Source organism: Micromonospora sp. M61, from assembly GCF_018070245.1.
GTDB lineage: Bacteria > Actinomycetota > Actinomycetes > Mycobacteriales > Micromonosporaceae > Micromonospora > Micromonospora zamorensis.
Genome location: NZ_JAGPYA010000024.1, coordinates 17,375 through 38,534 on the forward strand (window position 1 = coordinate 17,375; position 21,160 = coordinate 38,534).

Consider the following 21,160-nt stretch of genomic DNA (forward strand, 5'->3'; position numbering starts at 1 on the left):
GCCGGGGGAGGCGCCGGCATGAGCCGACCGGGCTACGGCGGCGGTGACCTTCCCGCGGTCTTTCCCGACTGGTCGCCGTACCAGGATCTGGAGTCGGCGGCGCGGGCCTACCTGCGCGACCCGGACGTCGCCCTGGAGGCACTCGGCGGCGTGCTGCGTGGGGCGTCGGTGCTCGGCTTCACCCTGGAACGCTTCGTCAACGAGGTCAACGGCGTGTGGCAGGAGGTCGTCGTCTGCGACGGCAGCCGCCTGATCCTCTGGCACGGCGAGGACGTGCCTCCGGAGGAGGGCCCCCCGGGCTCGATGACCTCGTCGCTGCGGGTGGTGCCGGTCTCGACCGTCACCGAGGTCGGCTGTCGGCGGCGACTCAACCGTGCCGAGAGCGGCGAGATCCGGGTCGACAGCATCGACGTCTACCTGCTGCTGACCTCACTGGACGAGGCGCCGCCGACCGAGGAGATGGCCGGCACGCCACGGCACGACGCGTTGCGCTTCGGCAAGACCCTCGACGACGGCGGGGCGGGTCAGATCGCCCGGCTGGAGGAGTTCGCGCGGCTGGTCGCCTCGGTGGTCGGTCGTCCGATGCTCTGAGGCGTACCCGTTTCGGGGCCGGCCGGGCCCTGCGGCCCGGCCGGTGGGTCGCTCAGTCCTCGGCGTCCGGGCCGGCGACCTCGACACCGTCGCCGCGCACCACGTGGATGCAGTCGCCGGGGCATTCCTTCGCGGAGTCGATCACCTCGAGTCGCAGGTGCTCCGGCACGTCGACGCGGCTGCCCGCCGCCATCCGCAGCTCACCGTCGGCGCCCTTGACGTAGGCGAGACCGTCGATGTCGAACTCGAAAACCTCTGGCGCGTACTGCACGCAGAGCCCGTCGCCTGTGCAGAGATCCTGGTCCACCCAGACCTGCAGCTGATCGGTCGCGACCTCGGCCACGGTGCACCCCCCATGTTCTCCCGTCCTACGCTTCGACGGTACCCGAACGCCGGTAACGGCCCGTCAGGCCACCCTTGGCGATCAAGGTTCGGTGACGAGGGTGTTGCGTGGGACCGAATCGGCCTCATAGCGGCTAGTGTTAGGGCAGAACGTTCAAGCCCCCCGGGGAGGTGGGACGTGGCAGCACGCAGCGACGACGCGGACTCGCGCGCCGCACGGTGGGAGAAGGAAGCCCACGATCTCTCCACGCAGGTCGCGTTCCTTCAGGAGGAACTCGCTCTGGTGCGGCGCAAGTTGACCGAAAGCCCCCGACACGTCCGGCAGCTCGAAGAGCGGCTGGCGGCCACCCAGGCACAGTTGGCGCGGCTGACCGAGAACAACGACCGGCTGGTGAGCACCCTCAAGGAAGCTCGCACGCAGATCGTGACGCTCAAGGAGGAGATCGACCGGCTCGCGCAACCGCCGAGCGGGTACGGCGTCTTCCTGGCCAAGCACGAGGACGGCACGGTGGACGTCTTCACCGGTGGCCGCAAGCTACGGGTCGCGGTCTCGCCCTCGCTCGAGGTGGGTGACCTGCGCCGTGGCCAGGAGGTCCTGCTCAACGACGCGCTCAACATCGTCGACGCGTTCGGCTACGAGCGGGTCGGTGAGGTGGTGATGCTCAAGGAGATCCTGGAGGGGCCGAACGGCGGGCCGGGCGACCGGGCGCTGGTGGTCTCCCACTCCGACGAGGAGCGCATCGTGCACCTCGCCGAGACACTCATCGGCTCGGCGATCCGGGCCGGCGACTCGCTCATGATCGAGCCCCGCTCGGCCTACGCGTACGAGCGGATCCCGAAGAGCGAGGTCGAGGAGCTGGTCCTGGAGGAGGTGCCCGACGTCGACTACGGCGACATCGGTGGCCTTCAGTCGCAGATCGAGCAGATCCGCGACGCGGTGGAGCTTCCCTTCCTGCACGCGGACCTGTTCCGTGAGCACCAGCTCCGCCCGCCCAAGGGCATCCTGCTCTACGGCCCGCCCGGCTGTGGCAAGACGCTCATCGCCAAGGCGGTGGCCAACTCGCTGGCCAAGAAGATCGCCGAACGGCAGGGCAAGGAGAAGCACACCAGCTTCTTCCTCAACATCAAGGGCCCTGAGCTGCTCAACAAGTACGTCGGCGAGACCGAGCGGCACATTCGGCTGATCTTCCAGCGGGCACGGGAGAAGGCCGGCGAGGGCACCCCGGTGATCGTGTTCTTCGACGAGATGGACTCGATCTTCCGGACCCGCGGCTCCGGTGTCTCCTCCGACGTGGAGAACACCATCGTCCCGCAGCTGCTCAGCGAGATCGACGGCGTGGAGGGCCTGGAGAACGTCATCGTCATCGGCGCCTCCAACCGGGAAGACATGATCGACCCGGCGATCCTGCGCCCCGGTCGGCTCGACGTGAAAATCAAGATCGAGCGACCGGACGCCGAAGCGGCCAAGGACATCTTCTCCAAGTACATCCTCTCCGGGCTGCCCCTGCACCCGGACGACCTGGCCGAGCACGGGGCCGACGCCCAGGCCACCGTGGCGGCCATGATCGACGCCGTGGTGCTGCGGATGTACTCCGAAACCGAGGAGAACCGCTTCCTCGAGGTCACCTACGCCAACGGTGACAAGGAAGTCCTCTACTTCAAGGACTTCAACTCCGGCGCGATGATCCAGAACATCGTCGACCGGAGCAAGAAGATGGCCATCAAGGAGTTCCTCACGTCCGGCCGCAAGGGGCTGCGCCTGCAGCACCTGCTCGACGCCTGCGTCGACGAGTTCCGCGAGAACGAGGATCTCCCCAACACCACCAACCCCGACGACTGGGCCCGCATCTCCGGCAAGAAGGGCGAGCGGATCGTCTACATCCGCACGCTCGTCTCCGGAGGCAAGGGCGCCGAGGCCGGTCGGTCCATCGAGACCGCCAGCAACACCGGCCAGTACCTCTGACCGCCAGCGGCGGCACCGGACCCGTCCGGTGCCGCCGCTGTGTGCGTCCCACCGCGAGACGCCGCTTCGCTGCTTCCCCGGTGGTCCGGCCCGGCACAGCTACGTCGCTATCGTCGGCGAGCCCGTTCGGCCCGAGGAAAGCCTGCGTCGTAGCCGGCCCATCGTGGCCGACCCGGCCGCCCATCGACCGGATCCGCACGGTGCACCCGTGCCTCCGGGCGGGCCTGACTGTGGTGCCACTCAAACCCGCCAAAGCCCGGTAGTCACGCCGCGCCGACCGACAGCGACGGGCGGTAGGCCACCGCGCAGACTAGTCTCGATGGTGTGAGCGGCGGGCACGCCGGCTCCGTGGGCGAGCGAAGCGAGTGGTCGCATGACGGTACGTCGGATCATGGGCACCGAAATCGAGTACGGCATCTCCGTGCCCGGGCAGGCCGGAGCCAACCCGATGGTCACCTCATCGCAGGTGGTCAATGCATATGGCGCACGTCCAGAACTCAACCGGGGCGGGCGGGCCCGTTGGGACTACGAGGAAGAGTCGCCACTGCGCGACGCCCGCGGCTTCACCTACTCCGGGGCCGCCTACGACCCGGCCGAGGCGTTGGCCGACGAGGACCTCGGCCTGGCCAACGTGATACTCACCAATGGTGCACGGCTCTACGTCGACCACGCCCACCCGGAATACTCCACCCCGGAGGTCACCACCCCTCGGGACGTGGTGCGCTGGGACAAGGCCGGCGAGCGGGTGATGGCCGAGGCGTCCCGCCGGGCCGCCACGATCCCGGGCAGCCAGCCGATCCAGCTCTACAAGAACAACACCGACAACAAGGGCGCCAGCTACGGCGCCCACGAGAACTACCTGATGCGTCGGCAGACCCCGTTCGCCGACATCGTGGCTTACCTGACGCCGTTCTTCGTCACCCGCCAGATCGTCTGCGGCGCCGGCCGGGTCGGCATCGGCCAGGACGGCGGGCAGAACGGTTTCCAGATCTCCCAGCGCGCTGACTTCTTCGAGGTCGAGGTAGGCCTGGAGACGACGCTCAAGCGGCCGATCATCAACACCCGCGACGAGCCGCACGCCGACGCCGACAAATACCGCCGGCTGCACGTCATCATCGGCGACGCCAACCTCTCCGAGATCTCCACCTACCTCAAGGTCGGCACCACCGCGCTGATCCTCACCATGATCGAGGAGAAGGCGCTCGGGGCCGATCTCGGCGTCGCCGACCCGGTCAGCGAGCTGCGCGCCGTCAGCCACGACCCCACCCTGACGCACCGCATGCGGCTGCGCGACGGCCGCCGGCTCACCGCCCTGGACCTGCAATGGGCCTACCTGGAGCGGGTCCGGTCCTTTGTCGACGACCGGTACGGCACCGATGCCGACGAGCAGACCGTCGACGTACTCGACCGCTGGGAGAGCGTCTTGGACCGGCTGGGCCGGGATCCGATGCTCTGCGCCGACGAGTTGGACTGGGTGGCCAAGCTGCGGCTGCTGGAGGGTTACCGGGAGCGGGAGAAGCTCGCCTGGGGCTCACACAAGCTCCAGCTGGTCGACCTTCAATACTCCGACGTCCGGCCGGAGAAGGGGCTCTACCACCGCCTGGTCAGCCGGGGGGCGATGAAGACGTTGCTCACCGACGACGAGACCCGCTCCGCAATGACGGAGCCGCCGGAGGACACCCGGGCCTACTTCCGTGGCCGCTGCCTGGCCCAGTACGCCTCCGAGGTGGTCGCCGCGAGCTGGGACTCGGTTATCTTCGACGTGGGCCGGGAGTCGCTGGTCCGGGTCCCGATGATGGAGCCGGAGCGGGGCACTCGCGCGCACGTCGGCGCCTTGTTCGACCGCTGCGCTAGCGCCAAGGACCTGCTGGAGACGTTGACCGGGGGCTGAACACGCGTCCGGATGCCCGTCGTGTGCCGCAAGCCGGCGCGCGGCGGGCTTTTCGTCGCCCGCGCGAGGTAAGTTCATCGCAGACGATCGTGGAGGAGGCAGCAGTGGCCACTCATGACAGCGGCGGCCAGTCGCAGTCCGGCAAGTCCCGTCAGGGCGAGGAAATCGAGGACGTCACCACCGAGGCCAACCCTGAGGTGGCCGAGCGGCACGCCGAGATCACCGAGGATGTCGACGACCTCCTCGACGAGATCGACTCCGTCCTCGAAGAGAACGCAGAGGAGTTCGTGAGGGGATACGTGCAAAAAGGGGGCGAATAGAGCATGTCTGGATAAATCGGGCATGCTCGTCCTCTCGATAGCCGAGATGGCCACCGCCGTTGCCGCGACTGCGGCGAGTGGCTGCCCCTCGATCAGTTGCGCCACCAGCACGCGGCCGGACGCGGCACCGGATGGCCACCGGCGACGCCCGGACTGTGATGCCACCAAGCCCCTTGCCGACTTTCCGCGGAACCGCTCCGGTCGTGGGGGTTACGGCCGATACTGCAAGCCTTGCCACCACAAGATGGGCAGGGAGAGCAAGCTCCGACTGCATGGCGGGTTCCGCGAGTACCACCGGCGGCGGCGGGGAGAGGGAGTTTCCCGAGCTCCTGGCCGGGCAGGGCGGGGTCTGCGCGATCTGCGGCGGCGCCGACCCGCAACATCTGGACCACGATCATCGCACCGGATGGGCGGGCGGGATACTCTGCTTCAACTGCAACGGTGGTCTTGGCCAGTTCCGTGACAGTCCCATGAGGCTGGCCAGGGCGATCACGTACCTGAGAGGAACCACGTGGCAGCGGGCTTTGATCCATCCGGGCGTCTACCAGATGTGTTCACCAACGCGGGGACGTCCTCCTTCACCACGTTTCTGAGCCGGGTGGCCCCCGAGATGCTGCCCGGCCGGCGACCGCTGCCGCCGGGCATGGCCGCCGACCTGGCACCACACGCGACGACCATCGTGGCCGTCGCGGCTGCGGAGGGCGTGGTGATGGCCGGCGACCGACGGGCGACCATGGGCAACCTGATCGCCCAGCGTGACATCGAGAAGGTGCACCCCGCCGACGCGTACTCGCTGGTCGGCATCGCGGGCACCGCGGGCATCGGGATCGAGCTGATGCGACTGTTCCAGGTGGAGTTGGAGCACTACGAGAAGATCGAGGGCGCGATGCTCTCGCTCGACGGCAAGGCCAACCGGTTGGCCTCGATGATCCGGGGCAACCTGGGTGCGGCCATGCAGGGGCTCGCCGTGGTGCCGCTCTTCGCCGGCTTCGACCTGGCCGCCGCCGACCCGTCGAGGGCCGGCCGGATCTTCAGCTTCGACGTGACCGGTGGCCCGTACGAGGAGACCGGTTACGACGCGATCGGCTCCGGCTCGCTCTTCGCCAAGTCGGCGCTGAAGAAGCGCTTCCGGGCTGGTGTGTCGGTCGAGGACGCGACCAGGCTCGCGGTGGAGGCGCTCTACGACGCAGCCGACGACGACACCGCGACCGGCGGCCCGGATCTGACCCGCCGGATCTATCCGGTGGTGATGACCGCTACCGCCGAGGGCACCTACCGGCTCACCGACGCCGAGACGGCGACGATCGCCGAGGGCGTTGTCGCCGGTCGGATGGAGAACCCGGGCGGCTGAGTCTCGTCCACGCCCACCTGCCAGCAGTCGTCAGCACAGCGCCGTAAGGAGAACCGCCGCCGTGGCCATGCAGTTCTACGCTTCGCCCGAACAGATCATGCGCGACCGCTCCGAGTTGGCCCGCAAGGGCATCGCTCGGGGTCGCAGCGCGGTGGTCCTCAGCTACTCCGGCGGGGTGCTCTTCGTCGCGGAGAACCTCTCCAGCGCCCTGCACAAGGTCAGCGAGATCTACGACCGGATCGGCTTCGCCGCTGTCGGCCGCTACAACGAGTTCGAGAATCTGCGCCGGGCCGGTGTGCGGATGGCCGACCTGAACGGGCTGAGCTACGACCGGCGCGATGTCACCGGCCGGGCACTTGCCAACGCGTTCGCGCAGACGCTCGGTGCGATCTTCACCGAGCAGTCGAAGCCGTTCGAGGTGGAGATCTGCGTGGCGGAGGTCGGTGCCACTCCGGACGACGACGAGCTCTACCGGCTGACGTACGACGGCTCGGTCAATGACGAGCCGGGGCGGATGGCCATGGGCGGCCAGGCCGAGGCGATCACCGGCGTGCTGAAGTCCAACCACCGGGCGGACATGTCGCTCTCTGAGGCGGTGAAGGTCGCGGTTCAGGCGCTGAGCACGGTTGGTGGGGAGGGCGGCGCTGCCCGGACGATCGCCGCCAACCAGCTTGAGGTTGCGGTGCTGGACCGTCAGCGGGTCGGCCGGACGTTCCGCCGGATCACCGGTGCACCGCTGACGGGGCTGTTGAACGGTGAGGCTGCGGCGCCGGCCAGCGACGAGCGGGACACGCCGATCGTGCCGACCGGTGAGGCCGGTAAGCCGACCAGCTCTGCGGGCTCCGCGGACCTGGAGGATCGGCCGGGTCAGGCGGACCTCTGATCGTGTGACGCACAGCGCCGGGGACCGCCTTCGCGGTTCCCGGCGCTGGTGTGCAACTCGACGATGGTGGCGAGCAGCGGCAGACCGATCAGGCCGGTGACGAGGGTGAGCTTCGTGCGACCTTCCACGGGGCGGGTGGATCGGGGGAGTCGAACGCGTCAACCAGGGCGTCGTGCCAATCCGGAAGCGGCGGCAGACCCGCGGTTGCCCAGCGGCTGTGCCCCAGCACGCTGTACGCAGGCCGGGGGGCGGGACGCGGATACCGGTCGCTGGTGGTGGGCCGGATGCGGTCGGGGTCCAGGCCGGCCAGCATGAACGCGGCGCGAGCCAGCCCGTACCAGGTGGTCTGGCCGGAGCAGGTGCCGTGGTAGATGCCGGGAGCCGCCTGACCGTCCAACGCCGCGTCGGCGAGCGTGACCAGCCGCTCGGCGAGGGTGAAGGACCAGGTGGGCTGGCCGTGCTGGTCGTCGACCACATCGAGGTGCTCCCGCTGGGTGGCGAGCCGGAGCATGGTGGCCACGAAGTTCGTTCCGTGTGCGCCGTACAGCCAGGCGGTGCGGACCACGTACCCGGCGTCGGGTAGCAGCCGGGCGACGGCGTGCTCGCCGACCAGCTTGCCGCGGCCGTACGCGTTGACCGGTGCGGTGGGCGCGTCCTCGGGGTAGGGGGTTTGCGCGTCACCGGCGAGGACGTAGTCGGTGGAGACCTGGATGAGTCGAGCACCCGTGGCGGCACACGCCGCCGCGAGGTTCGCCACCCCCGTGCCGTTGACGGCGGTGGCTGCCGCCTCGTCAGCCTCGGCGCCGTCGACGTTGGTCCACGCTGCCGTGTTGATCACGATGTCGTGGTCGGCAACCGCGCCCCGGACGGCGATGGGGTCGGTGACGTCGAGTTCGGCGCGGGTGGCGGCGGTCACCTTGAGGTCGGCCCGGGTGCGCAGCACGGTGACCAGGTCCCGGCCGAGCATCCCGCCGGCGCCGGTGACGAGTAGCCGGGTCATGCGGTGGGTGTGGTCTTGAGGGGTTCCCACCAGGTGCGGTTGTCGCGGTACCAGGCGACGGTGTCGGCGAGGCCGTGGTCGAGGGTGATGCTGGGGGTGTAGCCGAGTTCTTCGCTGATCTTGGTGATGTCGAGGGAGTAGCGGCGGTCGTGGCCCTTGCGGTCGGTGACGGGGACGACGCGGTCCCAGCCGGCGCCGCAGGCTTCGAGGAGGAGGCCGGTGAGTTCCTTGTTGGTCAGTTCGGTGCCGCCGCCGATGTTGTAGACCTCGCCGGCGCGGCCTTTCTGCTGGACCATGGCGATGCCGCGGCAGTGGTCGTGGACGTGTAGCCAGTCGCGGATGTTGGCGCCGTCGCCGTAGAGGGGGACGGTGGCGCCGTCGAGCAGGTTGCTGACGAACAGGGGGATGACCTTCTCGGGGAACTGGTAGGGGCCGTAGTTGTTGGAGCAGCGGGTGACGACGACGTCCATGCCGTGGGTGCGGTGGTAGGCCAGGGCGAGCAGGTCGGAGCCGGCTTTCGACGCCGAGTAGGGGGAGTTCGGCGCGAGGGGCCAGGTTTCGGTCCAGGAGCCTTCGTCGATGGAGCCGTAGACCTCGTCGGTGGAGACGTGCACGAAGCGACCGGTGTGGTGGCGCAGGGCGGCGTCGAGCAGGGTCTGGGTGCCCAGCACGTTGGTGGTGACGAACGGCGCGGCGCCGGCGATGGAACGGTCGACGTGTGACTCGGCGGCGAAGTGCACGATGACGTCGTGGTCGGCGACGACCTGGTCGACCACGGTCGGGTCGCAGATGTCGCCTTGGACGAACCGTAGCCGCGGGTCGTCGCGGACGGGGTCGAGGTTGGCCATGTTGCCCGAGTAGGTCAGCTTGTCGAGCACGGTCACGACCGCCGGCTCGAGCGGCGGCACGCCGTCGGCACTGCCGAGGGGCTTGCCCAGCAGCAGGCGAACGTACTCCGACCCGATGAATCCGGCTCCGCCGGTGACGAGGATCCTCACGGGTCCGGAAGTGTACGCCAAGGTGTGCGCAGGAGGGGCCATACAGCCCCAGCGCACGTTCCGCATTCGTGCCGGTAGGCTTCGCCGGTGCGTGGAATCCTCCTTGCCGGTGGCACCGGATCGCGACTCTGGCCGATCACCCGGGCGGTCTCGAAGCAGCTGATGCCGGTCTTCGACAAGCCGATGGTCTATTACCCGCTCTCGACCTTGGTGATGTCCGGGGTCCGGGAGATCCTGGTGATCACCACGCCGGACGACCAGGACCAGTTCCGTCGGCTGCTCGGCGACGGCAGCCAGTTCGGGCTGCGACTGGAGTACGTCAGCCAGGAACGCCCGGAGGGCATCGCGCAGGCGTTCATCCTCGGTGCGGACTTCATCGGCGACGAGTCGGTGGCGCTGGTCCTCGGCGACAACATCTTCCACGGCGTCGGTCTGGGCCGGCAGCTCGCCGAGCACGGTGACCTGGTCGGCGGGCGGGTCTTCGCCTACCAGGTGGCCAACCCGCAGGAGTACGGCGTGGTCGACTTCGACGACGCGGGCCGGGTCCTCTCGATCGAGGAGAAGCCAGCCCGGCCGAAGTCCCGGTACGCGGTGCCCGGCCTGTACTTCTACGACAACCGCGTGGTGGACATCGCCCGCAAGCTCACCCCGAGCGCCCGCGGCGAGCTGGAGATCACGGCGGTCAACGAGGCGTACCGGGAGACCGGCGAGCTGTCGGTGACCGTGCTGGATCGGGGCACCGCCTGGCTGGACACCGGCACGTTCACCTCGATGATGCAGGCAGCCGAGTTCGTGCGGGTGGTCGAGGAGCGGCAGGGACTGAAGATCGGTTGTGTCGAGGAGGTGGCCTGGCGGGCCGGCCTCATCGACGACGACCAGCTGCGCGCGCTCGCCACGCCGTTGACCAAGAGTGGCTACGGCGACTACCTGCTCGGCCTGCTGGCCGAGCAGGACGGCCAGCACGGGGTGGCGTGGTGAAGATCCGGGAGTTGAGCATCGAGGGCGCCTGGGAGATCACCCCCCAGCAGCACGGCGACCCGCGCGGCATGTTCATGGAGTGGTACCGCTTCGACGAGCTCGCCGAGGCGGTCGGCCACCCGATGCGGCTGGCTCAGGCCAACCTGTCGGTCTCCGCGCGTGGCGTGGTCCGTGGCATCCACTTCGCCGACGTCCCGCCCGGGCAGGCCAAGTACGTCACCTGTGTGCGCGGCGCGGTCCTCGACGTGATCGTGGATCTGCGGGTGGGTTCGCCGACCTTCGGCCGCTGGGAGGGCGTCCGGCTGGACGACACCGACCGTCGGGCGGTCTACCTCAGCGAAGGGCTGGGGCACGGTTTCTGCGCGCTGACCGACGACGCGACGCTGAGCTACCTCTGCTCGACCACCTACAACCCGACCGGTGAGCACGCGGTGCACCCGCTGGACGAGGAGCTGGGCATCGAGTGGCCCGCCGATGTCCCGCTGCTGTCCACCCGCGACGACGCGGCGCCGACCCTCGCCCAGGCCCGCGAGCGCGGTCTGCTGCCGGAATACGACAGCTACCGGCGGTTCGTGGCGAGCCTCAGGCCGGCCGGAATGTCGTACTCAACCGGTATGTGACCGCCCCAGGGGCACGACCTGTGGTGTGACAGTGACGAACGGGGCCTCCGGGCGGCTAATGTCACACCATGGAGCGGCGAATCTTCGGCCTCGAGACCGAGTACGGCGTCACCTGCACCTATCGCGGGCAGCGGCGGCTGTCCCCGGACGAGGTCGCGCGGTATCTGTTCCGTCGCGTGGTCTCCTGGGGTCGGTCGAGCAACGTCTTCCTGCGTAATGGGGCCCGGCTCTACCTGGACGTCGGGTCGCATCCGGAGTACGCCACGCCGGAGTGCGACTCGGTGACCGATCTGGTCGCACACGACCGGGCCGGCGAGCGAATCCTGGAGGGCCTGCTCATCGACGCGGAGAAGCGTCTGCACGATGAGGGCATCGCGGGTGAGATCTACCTGTTCAAGAACAACACCGACTCGGCCGGCAACTCGTACGGCTGCCACGAGAACTACCTGGTCTCCCGGCACGGCGAGTTCGGCCGGCTCGCCGACGTCCTCATCCCGTTCCTGGTCACCCGGCAGTTGATCTGCGGGGCCGGTAAGGTCCTGCAGACGCCGCGCGGCGCGGTCTACTGCCTGTCGCAGCGGGCCGAGCACATCTGGGAGGGCGTCTCCTCGGCGACCACCCGCAGCCGCCCGATCATCAACACCCGCGACGAGCCGCATGCCGACGCGGAGCGCTACCGGCGGCTGCACGTGATCGTCGGCGACTCCAACATGAACGAGGTCACCACGCTGCTCAAGGTCGGCACCGCCGACATCGTGCTGCGGATGATCGAGGCCGGGGTGGTGATGCGCGACCTCTCCCTGGAGAATCCGATCCGGGCGATCCGGGAGGTGTCGCACGACATCACCGGCCGGCGCAAGGTGCGACTGGCCTCCGGCAAGGAGGTCAGCGCCCTGGACATCCAGCAGGAATACCTGGCCAAGGCCACTGAGTTCGTCGAGCGCCGCGGCGGCGACCAGGCCGCCAAGCGGGTCGTCGAGCTGTGGGGCCGGGTGTTGAACGCGGTGGAATCCGGGGACCTCGAGCCGGTCTCCCGGGAGATCGACTGGGTCAGCAAGCTGCGGCTGATCGAGCGTTACCAGCGCAAGCACGACCTGCCGCTGTCCCACCCCCGGGTGGCGCAGATGGATCTGGCCTACCACGACGTGCGTCGCGGTCGGGGCCTCTACGGGCTGCTGGAGCGCCGCGGCGAGGTCGACCGGGTGACCACCGACCCGGAGATCTTCGAGGCGAAGGAAACCCCGCCGCAGACCACGCGGGCCCGGCTGCGCGGCGAGTTCATCCGGCACGCCCAGGAGAAGCGGCGCGACTTCACCGTCGACTGGGTGCACCTGAAGCTCAACGACCAGGCGCAGCGCACCGTCCTCTGCAAGGACCCGTTCCGGGCGTACGACGAGCGGGTGGAGCGGCTGATCGCCAGCATGTGACCGGTGTGCCGACCCCGGCGGTGGTGTGCGCCGGCGGGGTCGGCCTACCGGGCGGGCTCCGCGGCGCTGTCGGCGCGGGGGCCCGCTAAGCTGGGTCCGCCATGACGACTTCTGGACCTTCCGACCGCTCCGAGCGCGGCACCGAGCGGCAGAACTGGGTCGAACGCCGACGCGAGAAGATCCGCGCCGAGGTCGACCGAAACCGGCGCGGTGAATACACAGTCCCGACGTGGGTGCTGGCCTTGGCGCTGGTGCTCATCGTGGGCGGCTGGCTCGCGCTGATCTTCCTCGCCTGAGCGGCGTCGTCCCGTCGCCCGAGGCTCGTCAGGGCAGCAGGGTGACGGCGTGCCGGCCGGCGGCGGCGGCTGCCAGGAAGTACGCGTGATCGGCGTCGAGGCCACGGCCCATGGTGGACAGCGGCACGGCGCTGGCCCGCAACGCGGCGTCGAGACCGGTGGTGGGCACCCGGACGATCCGGTGCCGGGCCGCCAGGGGGGCCAGCGACGCGTTCACCTCCGCGAGCAGCGCCGGGGCCAGGTCGTCGGGCACCACCAGCTCCGCCGGGGCGAGAGCCACCCGGCCGTACGCGGTGAGGCTGTGGTGCGACACGCCCCGGTGTCGGGGGCGGGCGTCGGCGTCGGAGATGCGCAACGAGCCGACCGGCCGGCCGCCCAGCGTGGCGATCGCGTTGACCGCCTCACCGACGGCGACGCCGGAGAACCCCCAGCGGGTGCCGGTGCCCAGATTGCCGGGCCCCTGGGCCACGATGGCCACGTCGGCGCCCAGCACGTACCGGGCGGCGAGCAGGCCGCCGTGCAGGGTGGTGGCCTCCAGGTCACCGCCGAAGGCCTGCCCGACGGTGATCGTGCCGGCCAGTTCGGTCCGCAGCCCGGCGAGGGTGCGGGAGAACCACGCCGGCAGCGCCCCACCATCGGTGAGCAGGTACGCCACCCGCGCCTGCGGCGCGTCGGCCCGGATGCCGGCCAGGATCGCCGGCAGCGCCGAGTGCAGGTCGGCGGTGACCACCGGCAGGCCGCCCAGGTCGTCCGCGTCGGCCAGCACGTCGCGGTGCGGGGACGCCTCCTCGTCCACGCCGAGCAGGATCGGCTGCAACGGCGTGTAGCGGGCCTTGACCAGGTGACCGGCGTCGCGGGTGTCGCCGACCTCCGGCGGGTCCGGCGGCAGCCGGTCCGGCAGGGCCACCACCAGGGCGTATCCGCCGGTGCCCAACCCCATCAGCAGCGCACCGGCGTTGAGCAGCACCCGGTCGCCGGGCTCCGGTGTGCCGACCAACTCGGGGTAGGCCAGCGCCCGCATGCGCGTGCCGTCGGGCAGGTCGACGTCCAGCTCCACCGCCCCGGTCCACTGCCGTCGCAGCGTCGCCACCGTCCCCGTACGCCATCGCACCATGACGGGCACGCTAGCCGCGCGGGCCCGGCGGCCCGCGCCCGGGTGCTGCCGTGCGGCTCGTTCAGGGGCGCTCGGGTCCGTCGTCGGCCCGCGGGTCCGGCGCAGCCTGGGTGTGCCGGGCCCGGCCGGTGGCGCCGGGCAACGAGCGGGTGGGGTCGAGGAACACGTAACGGATCTCCGGGTACAGCCCGGTGAGCCGCCGTTCGGCCTCGTCGGCGGCGGCCTCGATGGCCGCGCCGGTGGCTTCGTCGCTGAAGTCGACCTTGGCGGCGACCAGGATGTCGTCCGGGCCGAGCTGCATGGTCATCAGGGTGTCGATCCGCTCCACCTCGGGTAGCCCGGTCAACTCCTGCTCGATCTCGTGACGCAGCCGCTCCGGGACGGCCCGACCGACCAGCAGCGACAGGTTGTTGGCGGCGAGGATGCCGGCGACCGTCAGCAGCAGGAGCCCGATCAGGATCGACGCGACGCCGTCCCACACCTCGTCGCCGGTGGCGTGGGACAGGCCGACGCCGGCACCGGCCAGCAGCAGACCGATCAGGGCCGCGCTGTCCTCCAGGAAGACCGCCTTGACGGTGGTGTCGGCGGTCAGTCGCAGGAAGCGTCGTGGAGTGGTCTGCCAGCGCCGGGACTCGCTGCGGACCTGCCGCACGGCCCGGGCCAGGGAGATCGACTCGATGACGAACGACACCGCCAGGACGATGTACGAGACCAGGTAGTCGCCGCTGTGCTCGTGCACCAGGATCGTGGTGACGCCGTGGGTGACGGCGAAGCCGGCGCCGGCGACGAAGGTGAACATCGCCGCGAAGAACGCCCAGACGTAGCTTTCCTTGCCGTACCCGAAGGGGCGCCGCTGGTCCGCCGGCCGGGCACCGCGGCGCAGAGCCTGGTAGAGGAGCACCTCGGTGGTGGTGTCGGCGACCGAGTGGGCCGCCTCGGACAGCATGGCGGCCGAGCCGGAGATCACCCCGGCGATCAGCTTGGCGATCGCGATGGCGAGGTTGGCGACACCCGCGACGATCACCGTGCCGACGCTCTCGCTCTCGGGCCTGGCGTCCGCTTGCGACATGAGCCTCACCCTATGACCGGAGACGGCAACGCGCCGGGGGAGGCCCGATCCGAACAAGTGTGCGGCACGCCCGCGCGGGTGCACGTCGTGGGCGTGTCGACTGCTAGCGTCTACCGCGTGTCGCGGACCCGCACCGAACGCCTGGTCAACCTGGTGATCTGTCTGCTGTCCACGCGACGGTTCCTGACCGCCGCGCAGATCGCCGCGACCGTGCCCGGCTACGAGCATGATCCCGATGACGCGCGCGACCACGAAGCGTTCCAACGCAAGTTCGAGCGCGACAAGGCCGAGCTGCGTGAGCTGGGTGTGCCACTGGAGACCGGCACGGCGAGCGCCTTCGACGCCGAGCCCGGCTACCGGATCGCCCACCGCGAATACGCGCTGCCCGACATCCTCCTGGAGCCGGACGAGGCCGCCGCTGTCGGCATCGCCGCACGGCTCTGGCAGCACGCCGGGCTGGCCGCCGCCGCGTCGTCCGGGCTGGCCAAGCTGCGTGCCGCCGGCGTGGACGTGGACCCGCAGGCCACTCTCGGCCTGGAGCCGATGGTCACTGTCGACCCGGCGTTCGCGCCGCTGACCGCCGCCGCCCGGGACCGCCGCGAGGTCGGGTTCGACTACCGGGTGCCCGACCGGGACGCGCCCAGCCGGCGTCGGCTGCAACCGTGGGGCGTGGTCTGCTGGCGTGGCCGGTGGTATGTGGTCGGCCACGACCTGGACCGGGCGGCGACCCGCTGTTTCCGGCTGTCCCGCGTCGTCGGCACGGTCCGGGTGACCGGCGCGCCCGGCGCGTACGAGCCGCCGGCCAACGTCGACCTGATCAGCCACGTGGCCCGTTGGTCGGGTCCGGTGGAGCGCACCGGCCGGGCCACCGTGCTGGCCGCCCCGGGCCGTGCCGCCGGGCTGCGCCGCTGGGCGGTGGAGGTGACCGCCGGGCCGGACGGTGACCGGCTGGTCCTGCCGTACGCGGACCCGGACGGGCTGGCCGGCCACCTCGTCGGCTACGGCCCGGACGTGCGGGTGCTCGACCCGCCGGAGGTCCGCGAGGCCGTCATCCAACGACTCAAGGAGATCGCCGTCCGACACGACGAGCTGGCTGTCAGCGGGGGTGCCCGGTGACCCGCCCGGCCGCCCGGGGCGGCTCCCGCGCGTCCGCTGACCGGCTGGCCCGCCTGCTCAACCTGGTGCCCTACCTGCTGGCCCGACCGGGCATCGAGATCGCCGAGGCGGCTGGTGACCTCGGCGTCACCGAGCGGCAGCTCCGGGAGGACCTGGAGCTGCTCTGGGTGTGCGGGCTGCCCGGTTACGGCCCGGGTGACCTGATCGACATGGCGTTCGACGGCGATCGGGTGACCATCACCTACGACGCCGGCATCGACCGGCCGCTGCGGCTCACCCCGGACGAGGCCCTCGCGTTGGTCGTGGCGTTGCGGATGCTCGCCGAGACGCCCGGGGTGGCCAACCGGGAGGCCGTCGAACGGGCCCTGGCGAAGATCGAGGACGCGGGGGACCTGGTGGGCGCGCCGGTGGCGGTCCGACTGCCCGGCGACACCCGGCGGGTCGAGGCGCTGCGCGCCGCCGTCGAGGGCGGCAAGGCACTGCGGATCACCTACTACACCGCTGCCCGGGACGAGACCACCGACCGCGTCATCGACCCGCTGCGGATGTTGATGGTCGGCGGCCGGGCGTACGTGGAGGCGTGGTGTCGGCGCGCGGAGGCGGTCCGCCTGTTCCGGGCCGACCGGATCGACGCGATCACCGAGCTGGCCGAGCCGGCCACCGTGCCGCCGCAGGCCGTTCCGCACGACCTCACCGAGGGGGTCTTCCGCCCCTCGCCCGACCTGCCGCTGATCACGCTGCGCATCGGCCGCAGCGAGCGGTGGATCACCGAGTACTACCCGTGCGAGCGCGTCGAGGCCGGCGACGGCGACCAGTGGCTGGTGTCGCTGCGGGTCACCGACCTGGGGTGGGCTCGCCGGTTCGTGCTGGGCCTCGGCCCGGAGGCCACCGTGGTCGCCCCGGTCGAGCTGGCCGAGCAGGTGCGGGCGACGGCGGCCGCCGCTCTGGACGCGTACGCCGTGCCCACCCCGACCGCCGCGCCCCGGCAGCCCGAGGCCGACCCGGAGGTCGCCCCGTCGGGCGACCCGGCGGTGGTCGGGCGCACCCAGTAGGCTGACCGCCGTGCTGATCTGGATCGTGCTCGCGGTGGTGCTGCTTCCCCTCGTGGCGCTCGCGTTGGCCGTGCGCCCGGTGCTGACCCGGCTGCCTGGGCTGCGGCGCGCCGCCGTGGCGTTGCAGCGGCGGGCCGCCGAGGCCGAGGCGCTACGGGAGACGGCCGAGTCGTTGCAGCAGCGCGCGGAGGGTGTGCAACGCCAACTCGACACCACGTCTCAGCGGCTCGCGCTGATCAAGGCCAAGCGCGGCTGACCAACCGGTCGTTCGGGTTGTTGACGGATCATCCCGGGTTGGTCAAGACTTCACCCTCCGGGCCAGACCATCACCACCCGGCGGGTGGCGGGCGGCCGATCCGCACGTACGATGGGCTGCGTACCACCCCTCGGACACAGACCGACTGGAGCTTCTCATGGGTGCCCTCAAGCCGTGGCACATCGCTGTTCTCGTGGTTGTGCTGATCCTGCTCTTCGGTGCGAAGCGGCTCCCCGACGCTGCCCGTTCGCTGGGTCGGTCGCTGCGGATCATCAAGGCCGAGACCAAGAGCCTGCAGGACGACGACCGCGACCTCGCCGAGAAGGCCGACGCGCAGTCCGGCTACCAGCCGCTGCCGCCGCACGCCGGGCAGCAGGCGCCGTACACCGGGCAGCCGCAGCAGGCGCCCTACCAGCAGGCGCCGACGCAGCAGCCGGTCGTCGACCCGGTGCACCGCGTCCGCGACAACTGACCGAAGGGCCCCACCATCGTGGCCTTCGCACTGCGTAAACGCGGCCCAAAGGCGTTCGAGCGGGCCGCCGACGGCTCGATGACGCTCATCGAGCACGTCCGCGAACTGCGTAACCGTCTGTTCCGCGCGTCGCTGGCGATCATGATCGGCTTCGGCTTCGGTATCTGGCTGGCCGAGCCGGTCCGGTTGTTGCTGTCGAAGCCGTACTGCGACCTGCCGGGGTCGGTCGACCCGGTCACCGACAAGTGCCTGTTCGTTCAGCTCGGTCCTGCGGACCTGTTCCTGCTGAACCTGAAGATCGGCCTGTGGGTGGGCCTGATCATCGCGGCGCCGATCTGGCTCTACCAGCTCTGGGCGTTCATCGCGCCTGGTCTGCACCGGCACGAGCGGCGCTACGCCTATGCCTTCACGGCCCTGGCGGCGCCGCTCTTCGCAGCCGGCGCGGTGCTGGCGTACTTCGTCACCGCCAAAGGCCTCGAGTTCCTGATGAACGTGTCCGGCGATGACATCTCGACCACGCTGGAAGTCACTCGCTACATCTCGTTCGTCACCAATCTGATCCTGCTGTTCGGGGTGGCGTTCGAGTTCCCGCTGATCGTGCTGATGCTCAACTTCGTCGGCATCGCCAGCGCGAAGCGGCTGCTCAGCTGGTGGCGGGTGGCGATCTTCGTGTTCTTCGCGTTCTCCGCGGTGGTCACCCCCACCCCGGACCCGTTCGGAATGACCGCGTTGGCGCTCTGCCTCTCCGCCCTCTACTTCGGTGCGGTCGGGGTCGCGTTCATCAACGACCGGCGGCGTGGGCGGGGCAAGGAGGTCTACGCGGGCATCGACGACGACGAGGTGTCGCCGTTGGAGTTCGACAAGGACCCGGTCGTGGCCGGGCAGCGGGTCGACTCGACAGCGCCGATCGGCGTACCCGAGCCGATCGCCAGGCCGGCACCGATCGAGCGTCGCTACGACGACATGACCTGACGCCTCGGCGTGCTGGGTCCACCAACGCCGTCCCCGCCTGGCGGGGACGGCGTTGCCGGTCCTGTGGACTGACGCCCGGGTCGCACGACCGTTGCGGCGAAGGGCATCATGCATCCATGAACTCCGGTGCCATCATCACCATTCTCATAGGTGTGTCCCTGGCGTGCGTCGGCGTGGTGCAGGCATGGGGGATCCGGAAGCTGCGCCGAACCGGCGTGGCATCTGTCGGCACAGTGATAGGCCACGAGAGGACCGTCGACGACGGCCCGCTCTACGCACCGGTGATCGCCTTCGTCGACGAGAACGGCCGCAAGCGCCAGTTCACTGTCGCCATACGATCCAGCGGCCGTGTCCACCGCGTCGGGCAGGAGGTTCCGGTGATCTACCCGCCGGGGCGGCCGAACGACCCGAGACTGGCCTCGTTCAGGCACCACCTGGTGACGGTCGGTCTGCCGCTGGCAGTGGGCGCGTTGTTCGCTTTCCTCGGCCTGTTCGGTTTACGGCAGGTGTGAATACCGTTCCGCCGTGCAGGGCCGTCTGAAATGCGGCTTGGCCGGCCGTCGTCCGACCGCTACGGTGCTGCCCGTGACCGCAGAAGATCACCTGAACGGCCCCGTCGCCGTGCTCGCCAACTCGACCGCTGGGCGAGGCCGTTACAGCGCTCTGCTGCCACGGCTGCTGGACGGGCTGGCCGCCGCCGGGCGACCGATCCGGCTGCTGACGGCGACCGGTCCGGCCGAGGCGGAGGCGGCGTGCCGGGCAGCGGTCGCCGACGGTGCGGGCGCGCTGGTTGCGATCGGCGGGGACGGAACCGTGCACCGGGCGTTGCAGGCGGTCGCCGGCACGGATGTGCCGTTCGGCCCGATCCCGGCCGGCACCGGCAACGACTTCGCCCTGGACACGGGTTTTCCGGCTGACCCCCTCGCAGCGTCGGAGGTGATCGCGTCGGCGTTGCGCGACGGCCGCAGCCGCGCCGTGGACCTCGCCCGGATGGTCGGGTTCGACGGCACCGTGCGCTGGTACGGGGCGGTCCTCGCGGCCGGGTTCGACGCGATCGTCAACGAGCGGGCCAACCGGATGCGCTGGCCGCGGGGCCCCCGCCGCTACGACCTGGCGATCCTGGTCGAGCTGGCCCGGCTGCGCCCCCGCCGCTACACGCTGCGCCTCGACGGGGTGCCGCACGAGTTGGACGCGGTGCTGGTGGCGGTGGGCAACTGCCCGACGTACGGCGGCGGGATGCGGATCTGCCCCGACGCCGACCCGACCGACGGGCTGCTCGACGTGGTGGTGGCGGGCCGGGTCAACCGGCGGACCCTGATCCGGGTGAAGCCGCGCATCTACCAGGGCACCCACGTCAGCCACCCGCTCGTGCGCAGCTTCCGCACCCGCACCGTGGAGTTGAGCGCCGAGGGCATCACCACGTACGCCGACGGGGAACGTTCGTTGGGCCTGCCGGTGACGATCAGCGCCGTCCCGGGCGCCCTGCGACTGTTGCGTTGACCCGTACCGCCCCGATGCTGGCCGCGATGACCAGCACGATGGCGGCGCACTCCAGCACTGTCAGGGCCTGTCGCAGCACCAACCACCCGGCGAGCGTGGCGATGGCCGGCCCGAGGCTCATCAGCACGGCGAAGGTGGCGGTGGGCATCCGCCGCAGCGCCAACAGCTCCAGCGTGTAGGGCAGGCCCGAGGCGAGCACCGCGAGGGCGGTGCCCAGCGCCAGCACCGGCGGGTCGAGCAGCACCGCGCCGCCGTCGACGATGCCCAGCGGCAGGGTGACCAGCGCGGCGAGGGTCAGTGCCAGGGCCAGCCCGTCCGCGCCCGGGAACCGGCTGCCGACGCGCGCGCTCAGCACGATGTACGCGGCCCACATGGCGCCGGCGCCGAACGCGAAGGCCACGCCGACCGGGTCCAGTCGGTCGAAGCCGCCCTGGCCGAGCAGCGCCACCCCGGCCAGCGCGAGCCCCGCCCAGCCCCAGCTGGCCAGTCGTCGGGCGCTGAACACCGACAGCGCCAACGGGCCGAGCACCTCCAGCGTCACCGCCGGACCCAGCGGGATGCGTTCGATGGCCTGGTAGAAGAGCGAGTTCATGCCGGCGAGCGCCAACCCGAACGCGCCCGCCGCGAGCCAGGCCGAACGGTCGTGGCCGCGCAGCCGGGGCCGGCACACGATGAGCAGCAGCACCGCTGAGATCGTCAACCGCAGGGTCACGGCGCCGGCCACCCCGGTGCGCGGGAAGAGCAGCGCGGCCACGGCGGAGCCGAACTGCACCGAGAGGGCCCCGCCGAGCACCAGGCCCACGGCGGCGACGCCACCGCGCCGGGTCGGTGGTGCGTCGGCCGGTGGTGGCGTGGGCAGCAGGATCTCGGTCACGGGCACGACGGTAGGCGGCCCCTTACAGGCATCCTTCGGCGGGTCCACCGGCCGACAAGGGCGAGCCCGTCCGCG

At 70.7% G+C, this 21,160-nt stretch carries 24 protein-coding genes; 18 read left to right on the top strand and 6 right to left on the bottom strand.

The genetic code is table 11. The annotated features are described in order from the left end of the window. The first annotated feature begins 18 nt into the window (after positions 1 to 18). Positions 19 to 591: a hypothetical protein gene (locus tag KBX34_RS15850; RefSeq protein ID WP_088948107.1), complete on the top strand. Its 573-nt coding sequence runs from the start codon at positions 19 to 21 to the stop codon at positions 589 to 591. Positions 592 to 643: 52 nt separating this feature from the next. Here the strand turns inward: KBX34_RS15850 and KBX34_RS15855 are convergent, their stop codons facing one another. Then, positions 644 to 934, bottom strand: a complete 291-nt coding sequence (locus tag KBX34_RS15855; protein WP_210925610.1) for a ferredoxin — start codon at positions 932 to 934, stop codon at positions 644 to 646. Positions 935 to 1,111: 177 nt separating this feature from the next. On the opposite strand from KBX34_RS15855, the gene arc reads away from it, so the two are divergent. From arc to prcA, 6 genes are all read left to right on the top strand, one after another. Continuing rightward, positions 1,112 to 2,896: a proteasome ATPase gene (gene arc, locus KBX34_RS15860; RefSeq protein ID WP_088948109.1), complete on the top strand. Its 1,785-nt coding sequence runs from the start codon at positions 1,112 to 1,114 to the stop codon at positions 2,894 to 2,896. Between the two features lie 373 nt (positions 2,897 to 3,269). Then, positions 3,270 to 4,787: a depupylase/deamidase Dop gene (gene dop, locus KBX34_RS15865; RefSeq protein WP_374223688.1), complete on the top strand. Its 1,518-nt coding sequence runs from the start codon at positions 3,270 to 3,272 to the stop codon at positions 4,785 to 4,787. Between the two features lie 104 nt (positions 4,788 to 4,891). Then, complete coding sequence (locus tag KBX34_RS15870; RefSeq protein ID WP_088948111.1) at positions 4,892 to 5,107, top strand: ubiquitin-like protein Pup; 216 nt, start codon at positions 4,892 to 4,894, stop codon at positions 5,105 to 5,107. 272 nt (positions 5,108 to 5,379) lie between these two features. Then, positions 5,380 to 5,700, top strand: coding sequence for an endonuclease VII domain-containing protein (locus tag KBX34_RS33625; RefSeq protein WP_247668063.1), 321 nt, complete (start codon positions 5,380 to 5,382; stop codon positions 5,698 to 5,700). Beyond that, positions 5,619 to 6,458: a proteasome subunit beta gene (gene prcB / locus KBX34_RS15880; protein ID WP_210925612.1), complete on the top strand. Its 840-nt coding sequence runs from the start codon at positions 5,619 to 5,621 to the stop codon at positions 6,456 to 6,458. The genes KBX34_RS33625 and prcB overlap by 82 nt, the downstream gene beginning before the upstream one ends. A gap of 61 nt (positions 6,459 to 6,519) precedes the next feature. Continuing rightward, positions 6,520 to 7,341 (top strand): proteasome subunit alpha, encoded by an 822-nt coding sequence (gene prcA, locus KBX34_RS15885; protein ID WP_210794091.1) that lies wholly within the window; start codon positions 6,520 to 6,522, stop codon positions 7,339 to 7,341. 88 nt (positions 7,342 to 7,429) lie between these two features. Here prcA and rfbD read toward each other — a convergent pair whose 3' ends face one another. Both rfbD and rfbB read right to left on the bottom strand, forming a co-directional pair. After that, entirely contained in the window at positions 7,430 to 8,341 is a 912-nt protein-coding gene (gene rfbD / locus KBX34_RS15890; RefSeq protein ID WP_210794090.1) for a dTDP-4-dehydrorhamnose reductase, read from the bottom strand. Next, a complete protein-coding gene (rfbB, locus tag KBX34_RS15895; RefSeq protein WP_210795867.1) occupies positions 8,338 to 9,339 on the bottom strand; it encodes a dTDP-glucose 4,6-dehydratase in 1,002 nt (333 codons plus the stop codon). Before rfbB ends, rfbD begins: the two co-directional genes overlap by 4 nt. Before the next feature lie 87 nt (positions 9,340 to 9,426). Between rfbB and rfbA the strand changes: the two genes are divergently transcribed. From rfbA to KBX34_RS15915, 4 genes are all read left to right on the top strand, one after another. Beyond that, entirely contained in the window at positions 9,427 to 10,317 is an 891-nt protein-coding gene (rfbA, locus tag KBX34_RS15900; RefSeq protein WP_210793960.1) for a glucose-1-phosphate thymidylyltransferase RfbA, read from the top strand. Next, the gene (rfbC, locus tag KBX34_RS15905; RefSeq protein WP_210793961.1) at positions 10,314 to 10,937 is read left to right on the top strand and encodes a dTDP-4-dehydrorhamnose 3,5-epimerase; all 624 of its coding nucleotides are present in this window, start codon (positions 10,314 to 10,316) and stop codon (positions 10,935 to 10,937) included. Before rfbA ends, rfbC begins: the two co-directional genes overlap by 4 nt. Positions 10,938 to 11,005: 68 nt before the next feature. Continuing rightward, a complete protein-coding gene (pafA, locus tag KBX34_RS15910) occupies positions 11,006 to 12,364 on the top strand; it encodes a Pup--protein ligase (RefSeq protein WP_210793962.1) in 1,359 nt (452 codons plus the stop codon). Positions 12,365 to 12,465: 101 nt separating this feature from the next. Further along, the gene (locus KBX34_RS15915) at positions 12,466 to 12,660 is read left to right on the top strand and encodes a hypothetical protein (protein ID WP_088948118.1); all 195 of its coding nucleotides are present in this window, start codon (positions 12,466 to 12,468) and stop codon (positions 12,658 to 12,660) included. Between the two features lie 28 nt (positions 12,661 to 12,688). On the opposite strand, the gene KBX34_RS15920 is transcribed toward KBX34_RS15915, so the two are convergent. Continuing rightward, complete coding sequence (locus KBX34_RS15920; RefSeq protein WP_210793963.1) at positions 12,689 to 13,774, bottom strand: DUF3866 family protein; 1,086 nt, start codon at positions 13,772 to 13,774, stop codon at positions 12,689 to 12,691. 61 nt (positions 13,775 to 13,835) lie between these two features. Beyond that, positions 13,836 to 14,843 (bottom strand): cation diffusion facilitator family transporter, encoded by a 1,008-nt coding sequence (locus KBX34_RS15925; protein ID WP_210925614.1) that lies wholly within the window; start codon positions 14,841 to 14,843, stop codon positions 13,836 to 13,838. A 117-nt stretch (positions 14,844 to 14,960) separates the two neighbouring features. Between KBX34_RS15925 and KBX34_RS15930 the strand changes: the two genes are divergently transcribed. The 7 genes from KBX34_RS15930 (at position 14,961) to KBX34_RS15960 (ending at position 20,211) form a co-directional block, all read left to right on the top strand. Further along, positions 14,961 to 15,959, top strand: a complete 999-nt coding sequence (locus tag KBX34_RS15930) for a YafY family protein (protein ID WP_179779021.1) — start codon at positions 14,961 to 14,963, stop codon at positions 15,957 to 15,959. Continuing rightward, positions 15,956 to 17,011, top strand: coding sequence for a YafY family protein (locus KBX34_RS15935; RefSeq protein WP_210793965.1), 1,056 nt, complete (start codon positions 15,956 to 15,958; stop codon positions 17,009 to 17,011). The genes KBX34_RS15930 and KBX34_RS15935 overlap by 4 nt, the downstream gene beginning before the upstream one ends. A gap of 10 nt (positions 17,012 to 17,021) precedes the next feature. Then, positions 17,022 to 17,267 carry a hypothetical protein gene (locus KBX34_RS15940; protein WP_088948122.1) on the top strand — a complete coding sequence of 82 codons (246 nt, stop codon included), beginning with the start codon at positions 17,022 to 17,024 and terminating at the stop codon, positions 17,265 to 17,267. 157 nt (positions 17,268 to 17,424) lie between these two features. Then, a complete protein-coding gene (tatA, locus tag KBX34_RS15945) occupies positions 17,425 to 17,739 on the top strand; it encodes a Sec-independent protein translocase subunit TatA (RefSeq protein WP_088948123.1) in 315 nt (104 codons plus the stop codon). 18 nt (positions 17,740 to 17,757) lie between these two features. Further along, complete coding sequence (tatC, locus tag KBX34_RS15950; protein WP_088948124.1) at positions 17,758 to 18,711, top strand: twin-arginine translocase subunit TatC; 954 nt, start codon at positions 17,758 to 17,760, stop codon at positions 18,709 to 18,711. Positions 18,712 to 18,827: 116 nt separating this feature from the next. Further along, positions 18,828 to 19,223, top strand: a complete 396-nt coding sequence (locus KBX34_RS15955) for a DUF3592 domain-containing protein (protein ID WP_210793966.1) — start codon at positions 18,828 to 18,830, stop codon at positions 19,221 to 19,223. 64 nt (positions 19,224 to 19,287) lie between these two features. Beyond that, complete coding sequence (locus KBX34_RS15960; protein WP_210925667.1) at positions 19,288 to 20,211, top strand: diacylglycerol kinase family protein; 924 nt, start codon at positions 19,288 to 19,290, stop codon at positions 20,209 to 20,211. Here the strand turns inward: KBX34_RS15960 and KBX34_RS15965 are convergent. Further along, positions 20,174 to 21,091 (bottom strand): DMT family transporter, encoded by a 918-nt coding sequence (locus tag KBX34_RS15965; RefSeq protein ID WP_374223689.1) that lies wholly within the window; start codon positions 21,089 to 21,091, stop codon positions 20,174 to 20,176. The genes KBX34_RS15960 and KBX34_RS15965 overlap by 38 nt on opposite strands. Between the last annotated feature and the right edge of the window lie 69 nt (positions 21,092 to 21,160).